The organism is Pseudomonas nabeulensis (genome assembly GCF_004682045.1).
In the GTDB taxonomy this organism is placed as follows: Bacteria; Pseudomonadota; Gammaproteobacteria; order Pseudomonadales; family Pseudomonadaceae; genus Aquipseudomonas; species Aquipseudomonas nabeulensis.
In genome coordinates this window covers 70738-85175 of the sequence record NZ_QUZT01000022.1, presented here as the reverse complement: position 1 = coordinate 85175, position 14438 = coordinate 70738, and the positions used below count along the sequence as shown (strand labels likewise).

Annotated in this window: 14 protein-coding genes; 8 read left to right on the top strand and 6 right to left on the bottom strand. The window is 59.8% G+C overall.

Annotation, left to right across the window (positions count from 1 at the left end; translation table 11 throughout):
- Positions 1–233: 233 nt before the first annotated feature.
- Positions 234–776 (top strand): sigma-70 family RNA polymerase sigma factor, encoded by a 543-nt coding sequence (locus DYL61_RS13900; RefSeq protein ID WP_135308780.1) that lies wholly within the window; start codon positions 234–236, stop codon positions 774–776.
- The gene (locus tag DYL61_RS13895; RefSeq protein ID WP_135308779.1) at positions 773–1705 is read left to right on the top strand and encodes a FecR family protein; all 933 of its coding nucleotides are present in this window, start codon (positions 773–775) and stop codon (positions 1703–1705) included. Before DYL61_RS13900 ends, DYL61_RS13895 begins: the two co-directional genes overlap by 4 nt.
- On the opposite strand, the gene DYL61_RS13890 is transcribed toward DYL61_RS13895, so the two are convergent.
- The gene (locus tag DYL61_RS13890; protein WP_135308778.1) at positions 1702–3507 is read right to left on the bottom strand and encodes a sigma-54-dependent Fis family transcriptional regulator; all 1806 of its coding nucleotides are present in this window, start codon (positions 3505–3507) and stop codon (positions 1702–1704) included. The genes DYL61_RS13895 and DYL61_RS13890 overlap by 4 nt on opposite strands.
- A 366-nt stretch (positions 3508–3873) precedes the next feature.
- Here DYL61_RS13890 and DYL61_RS13885 point away from each other — a divergent pair, with 366 nt between their 5' ends.
- Genes DYL61_RS13885 through DYL61_RS13860 form a run of 6 tightly spaced genes read left to right on the top strand, consistent with a single transcriptional unit; the run spans position 3874 to position 9797 of the window.
- Complete coding sequence (locus DYL61_RS13885) at positions 3874–4968, top strand: ABC transporter ATP-binding protein (protein ID WP_105699339.1); 1095 nt, start codon at positions 3874–3876, stop codon at positions 4966–4968.
- Positions 4968–6065 (top strand): ABC transporter ATP-binding protein, encoded by a 1098-nt coding sequence (locus DYL61_RS13880; protein WP_135308777.1) that lies wholly within the window; start codon positions 4968–4970, stop codon positions 6063–6065. Before DYL61_RS13885 ends, DYL61_RS13880 begins: the two co-directional genes overlap by 1 nt.
- Positions 6062–6928, top strand: a complete 867-nt coding sequence (locus tag DYL61_RS13875; RefSeq protein ID WP_135308776.1) for a carbohydrate ABC transporter permease — start codon at positions 6062–6064, stop codon at positions 6926–6928. Before DYL61_RS13880 ends, DYL61_RS13875 begins: the two co-directional genes overlap by 4 nt.
- A 10-nt stretch (positions 6929–6938) precedes the next feature.
- Positions 6939–7739 carry a carbohydrate ABC transporter permease gene (locus DYL61_RS13870; protein ID WP_003174634.1) on the top strand — a complete coding sequence of 267 codons (801 nt, stop codon included), beginning with the start codon at positions 6939–6941 and terminating at the stop codon, positions 7737–7739.
- Between the two features lie 10 nt (positions 7740–7749).
- Positions 7750–8022: a DUF2160 domain-containing protein gene (locus tag DYL61_RS13865; protein ID WP_105699341.1), complete on the top strand. Its 273-nt coding sequence runs from the start codon at positions 7750–7752 to the stop codon at positions 8020–8022.
- Positions 8023–8054: 32 nt separating this feature from the next.
- Entirely contained in the window at positions 8055–9797 is a 1743-nt protein-coding gene (locus DYL61_RS13860; RefSeq protein WP_135308775.1) for an ABC transporter substrate-binding protein, read from the top strand.
- A gap of 44 nt (positions 9798–9841) precedes the next feature.
- On the opposite strand, the gene DYL61_RS13855 is transcribed toward DYL61_RS13860, so the two are convergent.
- The 5 genes from DYL61_RS13855 to DYL61_RS13840 form a co-directional block, all read right to left on the bottom strand.
- On the bottom strand, positions 9842–10708 hold the full coding sequence (locus tag DYL61_RS13855) for an alpha/beta fold hydrolase (protein WP_135308774.1): 867 nt from the start codon (positions 10706–10708) through the stop codon (positions 9842–9844).
- Entirely contained in the window at positions 10705–11589 is an 885-nt protein-coding gene (locus DYL61_RS13850) for a class I SAM-dependent methyltransferase (RefSeq protein WP_135308773.1), read from the bottom strand. The genes DYL61_RS13855 and DYL61_RS13850 overlap by 4 nt, the downstream gene beginning before the upstream one ends.
- Positions 11586–12815, bottom strand: a complete 1230-nt coding sequence (locus DYL61_RS13845; RefSeq protein WP_193559439.1) for a YcaO-like family protein — start codon at positions 12813–12815, stop codon at positions 11586–11588. Before DYL61_RS13845 ends, DYL61_RS13850 begins: the two co-directional genes overlap by 4 nt.
- Before the next feature lie 53 nt (positions 12816–12868).
- A complete protein-coding gene (locus DYL61_RS31725) occupies positions 12869–13000 on the bottom strand; it encodes a hypothetical protein (RefSeq protein WP_274594947.1) in 132 nt (43 codons plus the stop codon).
- Positions 13001–13412: 412 nt separating this feature from the next.
- Positions 13413–14315: an AraC family transcriptional regulator gene (locus tag DYL61_RS13840; RefSeq protein WP_193559440.1), complete on the bottom strand. Its 903-nt coding sequence runs from the start codon at positions 14313–14315 to the stop codon at positions 13413–13415.
- Positions 14316–14438 lie beyond the last annotated feature (123 nt).

Below are 14438 nucleotides of genomic sequence, written 5' to 3'. Positions count from 1 at the left end.
CCCCAAATCCATCCACCCGGTCTGTCTGAAGCACTGCGGTACCAGGGTTTAGGGCGGCTTCGCCCCCCAGCGCGGGGCAAGCCCGCTCACTACAGAAAGCCGCTCATCTGCTGTTTAGGGCTTGCCCCCTCCCACAGTTGCTTTGTATCGACTCTGAGATCCTTGCCCCCTCACCGTTTTACTGGCATTGTTCGCGCAATTGGTAATATTTCCCATTTGAGATACTTTTGCGCATGCACGACATTCCGGCCACGCTGGGCGACTCAACCCGCCAGCAGACCCTCACGGCAATGTACAGCGAACACCACGGCTGGTTGCACGGTTGGCTGCGCAAAAAACTCGGCTGTTCACAACATGCCGCCGACCTGGCCCACGATGCGTTCATTCGTGTTCTGCTACTGGCCGAACCGCAAAACATCAAGGAACCCCGGGCATTCCTGGCCACCACGGCCGGGCGGTTATTGATCGATGGCGCCCGGCGCCGACGTATCGAAAAGGCCTACATGGAAGCCCTGATGATCCAGTGCCAAGACGCCGGCATGCCCGATCCGGCGGCCATCCACGTGGCACTGCAAGCTCTGGAACGCATCGCCGAAATGCTCGCCGGCTTGCCCGCCAAGGCCCGTGAAGCCTTCCTGCTGAGCCGCTTGGACGGGCTGACCTACAGCGAAATCGCCACGCGCCTGGAGGTGTCTTCCAGCACCGTCAAAAACTACATCTCCAGCGCCCTGGTGCACTGCTACCACAGCCTGCACGGCGCCGACCCGTTGACATGAACGCCGAACAGATCATCCAGCAAGCCGCGAATTGGCTGACACGCCTGCACGACGAAGACGTCACCGAGGCCGACCGCCAGGCCTTCAACACCTGGTGCCAGGCCGACCCGCGCCATGCCCTCGCCATCGAACGCATGCGCGGCCTGTGGGGCAGCCTCGACACCTTGCCGGCCAAACCTGCGCGCATCGCCCTTGACCGTGCGTTTACCCCGCGTCGCCCACGGGGTGTGCACGTGGCGGGGCTGCTGGGGGTGTTGTTCTGCGGCTGGTTCAGCCTGGATCACTTGCCCGTGTGGATGGCCGATCAACGCACCAGCATCGGCGAACGCCGTCAGATCGCCCTCGAAGACGGCAGCCAATTGCAGCTCAACAGCAATTCGGCGGTGGACGTGAAATTCGACGGCCACCAACGGATGATCGAACTGCTGCAAGGTGAGGTTTGGGTGGAGGTAGCCAAGGACCCACAGCGACCGTTCGTGGTGCGCACCAACCAGGGCACGGCCACCGCGCTGGGTACGCGTTACCTGGTCAAGCGCGCCGAGGACGGCACCACGCTGGTGACGGTGATCGAATCCAGCGTGGCAGTCAAAGGCGACGCCGACGACGGGGTCAAGGTCAGCGCCGGCCAGCGGGCGGTCCTCGACCACGGCCACGCCCAAGCACCCCAAGCCATCGGCAACAGCGACCCGGATGCGTGGACCCGTGGCCTGCTCAAGGTCAACGACCAGCCCTTGGGTGAGGTCTTGCAAACCTTGGCCAGCTACCGCCACGGCCTGGTGCGTTTTGATTCCCAAGCCCTGCAAAACCTGCGGGTGTCCGGGGTGTTCAAGCTCGATGACACCACTGCGGCACTGTCGACATTGGCGGATAACCTGCCGATCCAGGTGGAGTACTTCACCGATCTGCTGGTGGTGGTCAAACCGCGCTAAGGCTGGCGCAGCCGCTTGTACAGCGTGTTGCGGCTGACGCCCAACTCACGTGCCAGGTGGGAGATATTTCCGCCAGCGGCCTTCAAGCGCTGGTTCAGGTCGATGTTGTCGTCCAGCTCTTCACGGGGCGGCAGCGGTGCAGCGTCCTTCAAATCCACAAAGAAATCATCCGGCAAATGCTCCGGACGGATCGGTTGCTCCTCGGCCATGGCCAGGGCCACCTGCAAGACACTGCTGACCTGACGCAGATTGCCTGGCCACGGATGCTGTTCGAACAGCGCCAGCACCTCAGCACTCAAACCCGCCCATTGGGTGGGCTCGCGGTGCTGCTGCCACAGTTGCTGGAACAGTGCCCGTTTGTCGGTGCGCTCGCGCAGGGGCGGCAGCTCCAGAGTCAGGCCGCCGATGCGGTAGTACAAATCCTCACGAAAACGCCCGGCCTGCACCTGTTCGCGCAGCGCGCGATTGGTGGCCGAGATAATGCGCAAATCTACTGGGAACAACTCACTGCTGCCTACCGGCTGCACACAACGCTCCTGCAGCACGCGCAATAGCCGTGCCTGGGTCGGCAGCGGCATATCGCCAATCTCGTCGAGAAACAGCGTGCCCTTGTCGGCCTTGCGGATCAGGCCGATGCTGCCTTTCTGATTGGCCCCGGTGAACGCGCCTTTTTCATAGCCGAACAGTTCCGATTCCACCAACTCCGCCGGAATCGCCGCACAGTTCACCGCGATAAAGGCCTGTCGGCTGCGGGAGCTGGCCTGGTGCAAGGCTTTGACAAACACTTCTTTACCCACGCCGGTTTCGCCGTGGATCAACAACGGGATGTCTTTTTCCAGCAGGCGCTCGGCCTGGCGCACGGCTTTTTCTACACGGACATCGCCGAAGTGCAAGGTCTTGAGGCCAATCGAAGGGGCTTTGGGCGGCTCACTGAAGACGCGCGCCTGCACGGGCATTTGCTTGGGCCGCTTCAACAGGCACTGGAACCGATTGCGTCCCGCCGCCTGCAATGAAAACGGCAAACCCTCCGGCTGGTTCAGCAACTCCAGCAGCGACACCTTGAACAAACGGTCGATCATCACCCGCGACAGGCTGATGCCCAGCAGGTTGTCGGCACGGCGATTGGCCGACAGCACCTGGCCGCTCTCATCAAAAATCAACAGACCTGCCCATTGACTGTCGAGGTTGCTCAGACCGGTATTGAACGTCAGCTGGAAATGCTCGCCGCGAAACAGGTTGAGGATCAGCCGGTTCTCCACGGTCTGGCTCATCATCTTGACCATGCCCAGGGTGTGGGAGGGCGGCAGGTAGCTGTCGCTGGACACGTCCAGCACCGCAATGATCTCGCGCTGGGCATCGAAGATCGGCGCTGCCGAACCGGTCATGAAGCGGTTGGCCTTGAGGAAGTGTTCATCGTGTTCGATATGCACCGCCTGGGCGCAGGCCAGCGCGGTGCCAATGGCATTGGTGCCGCTGGAACGCTCCCGCCAACTGGCGCCGGGGTGAAAACCACGGGCCAGTTTGGGCTCGATAAAGCGTTGCGTGCCCCACGAGGTCAGCACCTGGCCCTGATTGTCGGCCAGCATGATCAGGCAGTTGGAATTGCTCAGGATATTTTCGTAGTAGGGCAGCACTTCTTGGTGGGTGGTCTGTACCAGGGAGTGTTGGCTTTCCAGCAGTTGGCTGATGCCTTCGGCGGGGAGCTGATCGAAGCTGGGGGCGCTTTGGTGATCCAGGCCAAAGGCGCGGCAGCGGCGCCAGGATTCCTGGATAAGGGTGTCGTGAGACAGTGGTTCGGCCATGGGGTGACCTGCGTTTTTATTGTTATGGGGTACTGCACAATTTTACTGTCGGACATCGCTCCAATGTGGGAGGGGGCTTGCCCCCGATAGCGGTAGGTCAGTGACAGATGTATTGACTGACACACAGCTATCGGGGGCAAGCCCCCTCCCACATTTGCCCTCTGTTGTCTGGGCAACCGAGTCAGAAGAGTGTTGTTCAGAACTGTTCATTGTCAACCCCCGAACTGTTCAGTTGTTCACCCAGAGTGTTCATTCCCGAACACGCCATTCACCCCATTTCCTTACGCATCAACCGCTTGCCGTTTTGGCACGAAACTCGCTCCGACACCTGGCCAGATTCATTCCAATAATAAAAAAGGTCGTGTCATGTCATTGACCCTGGAACATGTCTCCCGCGTCGTCGAAGGGCAAACCTGGATCGACGACGCCACCCTGCGTTTCGAAGCCGGTTCCTTCAACGTATTGCTCGGCCGCACCCTGTCCGGCAAGACCAGCCTGATGCGCCTGATGGCCGGCCTGGACAAGCCCGACAGTGGCCGCATCCTGATGAACGGCGTGGATGTCACGCAAAAACCGGTGCGCCTGCGCAATGTGTCGATGGTGTATCAGCAGTTCATCAACTACCCCACCATGACCGTCTTCGAAAACATCGCTTCGCCGTTGCGCCAGGCCGGTGTGTCCAACGAGGTTATCCAGAGCAAGGTGCTGGAAACCGCCAGGATGCTGCGTATCGAGAAATTCCTGCAACGCCATCCGTTGGAGTTGTCCGGTGGCCAGCAGCAACGCACGGCCATGGCCCGCGCCCTGGTGAAAGACGCCGAACTGATTCTGTTCGATGAACCCCTGGTGAACCTGGACTACAAACTGCGCGAAGAGCTGCGTCAGGAAATGCGCGAACTGTTCAAGGCGCGCCATACCATCGCCATCTATGCCACCACCGAGCCCAACGAGGCCCTGGCCCTGGGTGGCACCACCACCATTCTCCACGAAGGCCGGGTGATCCAGAGTGGCAAGGCCGCCGAGGTGTATCACCAGCCGCAGACGGTATTGGCCGCCGAGTTGTTCTCCGAGCCGCCGATCAACCTGATGCCGGGGCGGATCAGTGGCAATGAAGTGAGCTTCGCCAATTTTGTGCACTTTCCGCTGAACGTGGATTTGCGCCCCATCGGCGAGGGCGAATTCCGCTTTGGCGTGCGCCCGAGCCATATCAGCCTGGTGCCCAGCAACGACGATGACCTGGAGCTGGCCGTCACCGTGGAAGTCGCTGAGATCAGCGGCTCGGAAACCTTCCTGCATGTGCGCAGCGAGCACTTTCTGCTGGTGCTGCACCTGCCGGGGGTGCACGAGTACGACGTCGACGCGCCGATCCGCGTGTATATCCCCACCCATAAACTGTTTGTGTTCGATGGCCAGGGCCGTTTGGTCCAGGCCCCCGGCCGGCGTGTCGCGAGGGTTGCCTGATGGCCGAGATCCATTTGCAGAACCTGGCCCATAGCTACAGCCCTACACCGAGCGGCCCAGAGGACTACGCGATTCGGGCAATGAACCATATCTGGGAGCAGGGCGGGGCGTATGCGTTGCTCGGCCCTTCTGGCTGCGGCAAGTCGACCTTGCTCAATATTATCTCCGGCTTGCTTAGCCCGTCCGAAGGCCAGGTGCTGTTCGACACCCAAGTGGTCAACGACCTCACCCCGGAAAAACGCAATATCGCCCAGGTGTTCCAGTTCCCGGTGGTGTACGACACCATGACCGTGTTCGACAACCTGGCATTCCCTCTCAGAAACCAGGGCATGGCCGAGGCGAAAATCCACAGCAAGGTGCAGGAAATTGCCGAAGTCCTCGACCTGCAAAACCTGCTGACCAAAAAAGCCCGCAACCTCACCGCCGACGAAAAACAGAAAGTCTCCATGGGCCGAGGCCTGGTGCGCGACGACGTGTCGGCGATCCTGTTCGATGAACCGCTGACGGTGATCGACCCGCACCTCAAGTGGAAACTGCGGCGCAAGCTCAAGCAGATCCACGAGCAATTCAATATCACCATGGTCTACGTCACCCACGACCAGTTGGAGGCCTCCACTTTCGCCGACAAGATCGCGGTGATGTACGGCGGGCAGATCGTACAGTTCGGCACACCCCGCGAATTGTTCGAACGCCCGAGCCACACCTTTGTCGGCTATTTCATCGGCAGCCCAGGGATGAATCTGATCGAGGTGCAGGCCGAGGCGGGCGGGGTGCGGTTTGCCGGCACCCATCTGCCGTTACCCGAGGCGATGCAGCAACGGATTGCCAGCACTGACTACCAAAGACTCCAGGTGGGCATCCGTCCAGAATTTATCCACGTGTGGGACGAGGCCAACCCTGACGCCCTGCACGCCGACGTCGCACATGTGGAAGACCTTGGCACCTACAAGATCATGACCCTCAACCTCGACGGCGCACCGCTCAAGGTGCGTTTGGCCGAAGACAAACCGGTGCCTGAGGGCAAGGCGTCCATCAGCTTCCCTGCGCAATGGCTGATGCTCTACGCCGACGACTACCTGCTGGAGGTGCAGCCATGAACAAGGTGCAGAACAACAAGGCCTGGTGGCTGGTGTTGCCGGTGTTTTTGCTGGTGGCATTCAGTGCGGTGATCCCGATGATGACCGTGGTCAACTACTCGGTGCAGGACATCTTCGACCAGTCCAGCCGCTACTTCGTCGGCGCGGACTGGTACAAGCAGGTGCTGCTCGACCCGCGCCTGCACGACTCATTGATGCGCCAGTTCATCTATTCGGCCTGTGTGCTGCTGATCGAAATCCCCTTGGGCATCGCCATCGCCCTGACCATGCCGACCAAGGGCCGCTGGTCGTCGCTGGTACTGATCATTCTCGCGATTCCACTGCTGATTCCGTGGAACGTAGTCGGCACTATCTGGCAGATCTTTGGCCGTGCCGATATCGGGTTGCTCGGTTCAACGCTCAATGCACTGGGTGTCAGCTACAACTACGCGGCCAACACCATGGACGCCTGGGTCACGGTGCTGGTCATGGACGTGTGGCATTGGACGTCTTTGGTAGCGCTGCTGTGCTACTCGGGACTACGGGCCATTCCGGATGTGTACTACCAGGCGGCGCGGATCGATCGTGCATCGGCCTGGGCGGTATTCCGACATATCCAGTTGCCGAAGATGAAGAGCGTGCTGCTGATCGCGGTGATGCTGCGCTTTATGGACAGCTTCATGATCTACACCGAGCCTTTCGTTCTCACGGGGGGCGGACCGGGTAACGCCACCACCTTCTTGAGTCAGACGCTGACCCAGATGGCTGTAGGTCAATTCGACCTGGGCCCGGCAGCGGCGTTTTCCCTGGTGTATTTCCTGATCATCCTGTTGGTGTCCTGGCTGTTCTACACCGCCATGACCCACTCCGACGCCAACCGCTGAGGCCGCCAACATGAGCAAGCGCAAGGTTATCCCGCTGCTGATCTACATCCTGTTTTTGCTGGTGCCGATCTACTGGCTGCTGAACATGTCGTTCAAGAGCAACACCGAAATCCTCGGCGGGCTAACCCTGTTTCCCCAGGACTTCACCCTGGCGAACTACAAGGTGATCTTTACTGACCCGAGCTGGTACACCGGTTACCTCAACTCGCTGTACTACGTGAGCTTGAATACGGTGATTTCCTTGAGTGTGGCGTTGCCGGCCGCCTACGCGTTTTCGCGCTACCGCTTCCTCGGTGACAAGCACCTGTTCTTCTGGCTGCTGACCAACCGCATGGCGCCGCCGGCGGTGTTCTTGCTGCCGTTTTTCCAGCTGTATTCGTCGATTGGTCTGTTCGATACGCACATCGCCGTGGCCCTGGCCCACTGTCTGTTCAACGTGCCCTTGGCGGTGTGGATCCTGGAAGGCTTTATGTCTGGCGTGCCCAAGGAAATCGACGAAACCGCCTACATCGACGGTTATAGCTTTCCGAAGTTTTTCGTGAAGATCTTTATCCCGCTGATCGGCTCCGGCATCGGCGTGACGGCATTTTTCTGCTTTATGTTTTCCTGGGTCGAGCTGCTGCTGGCACGCACCCTGACCTCGGTCAACGCCAAGCCCATCGCGGCGGTGATGACCCGCACGGTCTCGGCCTCGGGCATCGATTGGGGCGTGCTGGCTGCGGCGGGGGTGTTGACCATCCTGCCGGGCATGCTGGTGATCTGGTTTGTTCGCAACCACGTGGCCAAGGGCTTTGCCCTGGGCCGGGTCTAAGGAGTCGATGATGGAATGGATGGCCTGGACCACCCCCACTGCGCTGTTCTTCGCGGCTATCGCCCTGTTGCTGGTGGGCATGACCACCTGGGAGCTGCGTTCGCCGAGCATCCCTCGGCGCGGCTTTTTACCGATCAGCACCACCCGTGGTGATCGCTTGTTTATCGGTCTTCTCGGCAGCGCCTACCTGCATTTGCTGGTCATCGGCGCCACCGGCTGGAGCATCTGGGTGGCGACTGCGCTGTCCCTGGTGTGGCTGTTGTGTGTGATGCGCTGGGGCTAGTGCCCTTATGAATAAACAACCAGGAGGTCTCTATGTTGAATAAGAACAATAAGCTGCGACATAGCATTTCATTGGCCGCCGTTATGGCCCTCAGCGGTTTGAGCGCTTCGGCCTGGGCCGATGCGTATGAAGATGCCGCAAAAAAATGGATCGGCAGCGAATTCAAACCGTCCACCCTCACGGCCGAACAGCAGCTTGAGGAACTCAAGTGGTTTATCAAGGCGTCCGAACCGTTCCGTGGGATGAAGATCAACGTGGTGTCGGAAACCCTCACCACCCACGAGTACGAATCCAAGGTGCTGGCCAAGGCCTTCAGCGAAATCACCGGCATCAAGCTGACCCACGACCTGTTGCAGGAAGGCGATGTGGTGGAGAAGCTGCAAACCCAGATGCAGTCCGACAAGAACATCTATGACGGCTGGGTCAACGATTCCGACTTGATCGGTACGCACTTTCGCTACGGCAAGACCGAATCCATCACCGATTTGATGGCCAACGAGGGCAAGAACTTCACCTCGCCGACCCTGGACATCAAGGACTTTATCGGCATCTCCTTCACCACCGCGCCGGACGGCAAGATTTACCAATTGCCCGACCAGCAGTTCGCCAACCTCTACTGGTTCCGCGCCGACTGGTTCGAGCGTGCGGACCTCAAAGCCAAGTTCAAGGAAAAGTATGGCTATGAGCTCGGTGTGCCGGTGAACTGGTCGGCCTACGAGGACATCGCCAAATTCTTCAGCGAAGACGTCAAGGAAATCGACGGCAAACGCGTTTATGGGCATATGGACTACGGCAAGAAAGACCCGTCCCTGGGTTGGCGTTTCACCGATGCGTGGTTCTCCATGGCCGGCGGCGGCGACAAAGGGTTGCCCAACGGCTTGCCGGTGGACGAGTGGGGCATTCGCGTAGAGGACTGCCACCCGGTTGGCTCCAGCGTCACTCGTGGCGGCGACACCAACGGCCCGGCCGCGGTGTTTGCGACACAGAAATACGTGGACTGGATGAAGGCCTACGCACCACCGGAAGCGGCGGGCATGACCTTCTCCGAATCCGGCCCGGTGCCGTCCCAGGGCAATATCGCCCAGCAGATCTTCTGGTACACCGCGTTTACCGCTGACATGGTCAAGCCGGGCCTGCCGGTGGTGAATGCCGACGGCACGCCGAAATGGCGCATGGCGCCGTCGCCTGTAGGGCCTTACTGGGAAGACGGTATGAAGAAGGGTTATCAGGACGTAGGCTCCTGGACCTTCCTCAAATCCACCCCGGAGAAACAGAAACTCGCGGCCTGGCTTTACGCGCAATTCGTGACCTCGAAAACCGTGTCGCTGAAGAAAACCATCGTTGGCCTGACGCCGATTCGTGAGTCCGACATCAACTCCCAGGCCATGACCGACATGGCGCCGAAACTGGGTGGCCTGGTGGAGTTCTACCGCAGCCCGGCCCGCCTGCAATGGTCGCCTACCGGCACCAACGTGCCGGACTACCCGCGCCTGGCGCAACTGTGGTGGAGCAACATCGCCGCTGCCGCCAGCGGCGAGAAAACCCCGCAACAGGCGCTGGACAACCTGGCCAAGGAACAAGACGCCATCATGACGCGCCTGGAACGCTCCAAGGTGCAACCGGTGTGCGGCCCGAAAATGAACGAAGAGCGTGACGCGCAATACTGGTTCGACCAGCCGGGTGCGCCGAAGCCGAAATTGGCCAACGAGAAGCCCAAGGGCGAGACCGTGGCTTACGGTGACTTGCTTAAGTCATGGGAAGCAGCGCGTAAGTAAGTGAGGCCCACGGCAAAGTAAAACGGCACGCTTAGCGTGCCGTTTTACTGTGTGCCCTGGATTGGCATGAGGCTCTGGCGAATCGCATTGAGCAGTACGGGGCTGAACGTGTCATGTCCGGCCCGCAAGAGCCGGCAGCTCAGGGGGATACGTTGGCGCAACCAGCGCAGGCTCGCCAAACCGATGGGGTCATCGATGCCTTGTATCACCTGGCACGGGGTGCTCAGTGGCAGCGCTTGATCCTGCTCGGTAAAAAAGTAACCTGCCTGGTGGTAGTGCAGTTCCACTGCGATTGCACGCAAGGCGGCGGCATCGATAAAACGTTCCAGCGCCACGGGGTCCAGATACTGGCGGTTTAACCGCAAACCGGCGCGTGCCCAGGCCATCGCAGCCCTTTGAGCGAGTGCCTGGCAAGGCCGCCCCAGGTCCAGGCACAGTTGTTCGAACGAGGTCGATTCTTGTGTGTGTAAGTACCGCGTCAACGCCTGATGGTAGGTTGCTACATGTTGGGGGCAGGGCACGAAGAGTGAGGCGAGCACCATTCGGTTGACCCGCGACGTTGCCCAACGGGCGTATTGCAGGGCCAGCCAACTGCCCCAGGACACACCCAGTAAGCTGATCTGCGCAAAATCAAAGTGTTGTCGCAACGCCTCTATATCCTCGACCACCCTGGCCGTATCGTTGTTCTGTCGCTCGCCGTGGGGTCTTGAGCGTCCACCACCGCGCTGGTCGAACAGGACAATGTCGAAGTGCTCAAGGTCAAAAAAGGCCAGGTGATCATGGCTTGAGCATCCACCCGGCCCACCGTGCAGGAAGAACACGGGTTGCTCGCCTTCTCGACCGTGTCGCTCCCAATACACTTCATGGCCGCCGGATACCGGCAAGTAGCCGCTTTGATACGCGATCTTCATGCTGGCGGGCGAGTGAGCAGGTAGAACTGGAACAGCTCCAGCTGCCCCGGCCTGGATGCCAACGCGGATTGCAGGGTCATGCCCAGCGCTTGCACGACCCACGAGACTGCTGGCAGCACCGGCGTGTGACCAAACACCAACGCCACGCCACCCGGTTTAAGGTCTCCGAGCAAACTGCGCAGCAAATGCTCGGCATCGCGTCGGGTGACCACCTCGGCGTTGAGAAACCGTATTATCAGTGCATCGCAGGCAGGGCTTGCCTGGGCGGCATCTGCTTGTCTGAAACCTATGTTGGCGCCGGTGTAGTGTCTCGACGCGTGGCGGATCATCGAGGCTGAAAGGTCAGAGCCCAGGCACAGGCAATGGGGCAGTGCCCGGGCCAGATGGGCGATCAATTTGCCGGTGGAGCATGCGGGGTCATGGATCAGCGCCCCGGGCTTGAGACGCTCGCGCAGTACGGTGACGCACTGTTCGCGAAAGTGCGCTTCGTCGATGTTCAACTGCTCGGCAAGTTCATCATCACACTCCCAGAAACTCGTCGGGCAGACGAATTCCTCACGGTGCGCTCCAAGCGGCGGATAGGGAAAGCACACGTCGCTGTGGGCATGCTGTTGTGCTTGCACAAACGCCAGTTGCTTGGCTTCAGGTGTTGCTGCCTGATAAAAAAAACTAACACCCTCATTGCTCCAGTGTTGCCCGGCGAGGGGACCCAACAGCATGGAGGGGCGCAAGATACTGCCCAGCCGGCGCTGTCCCCGCTCATCGTGCAACGGCCCGTTGCGGCCAGCCCAGTGGCGGCTGCCTGTGTTGAGCACAAACAACTGACTGAGCCCGAAACCCAGCGGTTCCAGATGGTGTTGCAAAGTACCTGAGGTATTCATGCGGGCGCACCACACAGGCGTCTGCCGCGTTGTTGCGCCACCACGATATTGCCGGTGGACACCAGGAAAAAACGCTCCAGCCCTGGGATCACTACATGGACAAGTGCAGTGCCAAGGGGGCTTTCAAACAGTTTGCATACACCAGGCGTCAGGTCGTGGCTGGCCAAATCGTCCGTCAGGCATGTGATCTGTTGGCCAAGATCAGCGCAGGCTTGTCGCTGGGGTAACTGTACCCACTCGACAGGTTGCGCCAGCAAGCGTTCCGGGGCGAACTGCAGGCAACGTTGCAGGCGTGCAAACCGGGCCAGATGTCGCTGGGCGTTGAGCAAATAGTTGTACAAGGGCGGTTCGGTGGCGAGTAATTGCAACTGCGCAAGTTCGGTCAGCGCACGCCAGGCCGCATGGGTCGGCGTCAGGGATGTACCTGTGCCGTACACGGCAGGCAATAACGATGATCTATCGGTAAAGGCCAGGCAGGTGGTCGCGCAAAATTCGCGACTGATGTCCAGCAAGATCACTTCGGCGTTGAGTTGCTGGCCCAGTGAATGCAGTAAGTCCCTGGCCTCTGGGCCAAGGCTTTGCGGATCGACCCGGCGCAGGCCGAGAGTGGCCTGGTAGTAGAAGTGCTGCAGTAGAAACAGTGATAAGGCATCACGCTCTACGGTTTCATTCAGTGCATGCAGCATCGCCTCATCGTAGGAGGCGCCGATGGCGGTGCCGCTGTTGCTTGAGTAGCGGCGTACGGCACGCAGGTCCGTCAAGTCGTCGTGTAGAGGGTGTTCGCAATAGTGCGGGCATGTCAATGCAATGGGATAGGAGAATAGCGTGCTGTCCACCAGGCAGCGATAGGTGCGGCAGACGATAGCGTCTTCTTGTTGTGCGATCAGCAAGGCCAGAGCGCTGTCATCACCAAACCGTGGCTGACCGGCAAAATGGCCGTACGCCTGGCGGTGAAGGGGCGACGCATGCAGGTCGTCACTCAAATAGTGCTCCAGCGCTTCATATAGTGCGCCCACACGCGCGGCTGCCAGGTTGCCCTTGCCTGAGCCACGTGCGACTTCGGTGGAGTGTTCATCGTACAAACAGGCTTGTACGCACAGGTCCCCTTTTCCAACGGTACGCAAGTGCGGGCGCAACTTGAGCATATCCAACTGGGCGAGAATCTGTTGGTGGGCCTGCTCCAGCGATTGGCTACGCTCTTGGGCGATGGTTGGGGGTGTGTTCATGGGGACGACTCCTGGGAAGGAGGAGAGGCGCAGCCTCTCCTCGACTCACTTACTTACTCGGCTTCCAGCTCCGCTTTTTCCGTATCAGTGAGTTGCAGCGTCTCTATGAAGTCATCCGCGTGATCCTGTTCCAGTTGCTCCATTTCGGCGATTTTGTTTGCATTTGCGCTAGCCATGTATCCCATGGTTGAAACCTCTTTTTTTGTTTGAAGGTTGTTGTGAGGGCTCTCGATGAGCCCGACCAAAACCTATAAAAAATCGGTGCTCGGCGCAAATATGAGCAAGTGTTGCGAAAGCCACGGTGCGGGTCGATGGAAACGAATTCACTCAGCTTGCGTCTTGACGGCTGTCAGAACACAGCAATGCGCTGAAGTCATGAGCTGCACAGGAGCACGTTCCACGGCTTGAGGGGGCGTTTTTAGGAGGTTTCCGTGAGGCACCGTGGGCAATTCGTGCGCAAGTGTTGCTTTCTCGCAATATGGCAGAGGAGATGCACGCCTCAATGATGAATCACGCTGAGTGCACTACAGAGTCTGTTGAAATTGCTTGCAAAAAAACGTGTGGACAATCCGGCTGGCGGCCGTCAGCACGGATTATTCACTGGGTGTCAGGCCGCAACCCCTTGGACTGGTCCAGAATCCGCGCCGTATCCCTCGCCGGCGGCAACCCAAACACCCGCGCATAGTCCCGGCTGAACTGGGTCGCACTTTCATACCCCACCTCAAACGCCGCACTGGTCACGCTGCTCGCACTGGCTACCATCAAGGTGCGCGCCTGCAACAACCGCACACGTTTCTGATACTGCAACGGGCTCAAATTGGTCACCGCCTTGAAGTGCCGGTGAAACGCCGAGACGCTCATCGTTGCCATCGACGCCAGTGCTTCAACTCTAATCGGTTCGGCAAAGTCGCGGCGAATCCACTGGATCGCCCGGCTGACCCGCGCCATGGCCGTATCTGGCGCAGCGATCTCGCGCAGCATCCAGCCATGGGGGCCTTGCAGCACGTGGTAGAGGATTTCCCGTTCATACGCGGGCGCCAGCGCGGCAATTGCCACGGGGTCACCCATCAGGCGCAACATGCGTACCCAGGCATCCATCAAGGCCGGCGTGACGGCGGCCACTGAGAATCCAGCCTCTTGTTCGCAGCGTCCGCTGGGCGGCGGCAGGTCGTTGAGCAGGGTGGTCAGCACCGTGGGATCCAGCGTCAGGCTGACCGCCAGATACGGCTCGCCCGTAGCCGCCGGGTTCACCACGCCCACGGCAGGCAACTCGATGGACATCACAAAATACGTCGCGGGGTCGTAATGCAACGTGCGATCACCCACGGTCATGCACTTACTGCCTTGCAGGATCAGGTTGATCATCGGGTCATACACCGCCGCGAGCATATGCTCGGGAATCGCCCCCTGGACCATCGCCACGCGGGGGATGCCGGTCTCGGTGCGGCGGTTTTCGGCGTTTGCGGCCAGGGCGCGCAGTTCGATCAATTGAGTATTCATGCTGGGCATGCTGTTCCTTCCTACAGACCTTGTGCAAGCAGAAAGCAGAAACAGGCAGGATTGGAGTAGGAACGGTTGAGTGGAGGGGCAGGGCGATGGCTACTGTGGTCACTCAACTTTTCA

What these genes read in the sequence shown, in the direction of transcription:
- DYL61_RS13900 (WP_135308780.1), top strand. Translation starts at nt 234, where the DNA reads ATGCACGACATTCCGGCCACGCTGGGCGACTCAACCCGCCAGCAGACC.
- DYL61_RS13895 (WP_135308779.1), top strand. Translation starts at nt 773, where the DNA reads ATGAACGCCGAACAGATCATCCAGCAAGCCGCGAATTGGCTGACACGC.
- DYL61_RS13890 (WP_135308778.1), bottom strand. Translation starts at nt 3,507, where the DNA reads ATGGCCGAACCACTGTCTCACGACACCCTTATCCAGGAATCCTGGCGC.
- DYL61_RS13885 (WP_105699339.1), top strand. Translation starts at nt 3,874, where the DNA reads ATGTCATTGACCCTGGAACATGTCTCCCGCGTCGTCGAAGGGCAAACC.
- DYL61_RS13880 (WP_135308777.1), top strand. Translation starts at nt 4,968, where the DNA reads ATGGCCGAGATCCATTTGCAGAACCTGGCCCATAGCTACAGCCCTACA.
- DYL61_RS13875 (WP_135308776.1), top strand. Translation starts at nt 6,062, where the DNA reads ATGAACAAGGTGCAGAACAACAAGGCCTGGTGGCTGGTGTTGCCGGTG.
- DYL61_RS13870 (WP_003174634.1), top strand. Translation starts at nt 6,939, where the DNA reads ATGAGCAAGCGCAAGGTTATCCCGCTGCTGATCTACATCCTGTTTTTG.
- DYL61_RS13865 (WP_105699341.1), top strand. Translation starts at nt 7,750, where the DNA reads ATGGAATGGATGGCCTGGACCACCCCCACTGCGCTGTTCTTCGCGGCT.
- DYL61_RS13860 (WP_135308775.1), top strand. Translation starts at nt 8,055, where the DNA reads ATGTTGAATAAGAACAATAAGCTGCGACATAGCATTTCATTGGCCGCC.
- DYL61_RS13855 (WP_135308774.1), bottom strand. Translation starts at nt 10,708, where the DNA reads ATGAAGATCGCGTATCAAAGCGGCTACTTGCCGGTATCCGGCGGCCAT.
- DYL61_RS13850 (WP_135308773.1), bottom strand. Translation starts at nt 11,589, where the DNA reads ATGAATACCTCAGGTACTTTGCAACACCATCTGGAACCGCTGGGTTTC.
- DYL61_RS13845 (WP_193559439.1), bottom strand. Translation starts at nt 12,815, where the DNA reads ATGAACACACCCCCAACCATCGCCCAAGAGCGTAGCCAATCGCTGGAG.
- DYL61_RS31725 (WP_274594947.1), bottom strand. Translation starts at nt 13,000, where the DNA reads ATGGGATACATGGCTAGCGCAAATGCAAACAAAATCGCCGAAATGGAG.
- DYL61_RS13840 (WP_193559440.1), bottom strand. Translation starts at nt 14,315, where the DNA reads ATGAATACTCAATTGATCGAACTGCGCGCCCTGGCCGCAAACGCCGAA.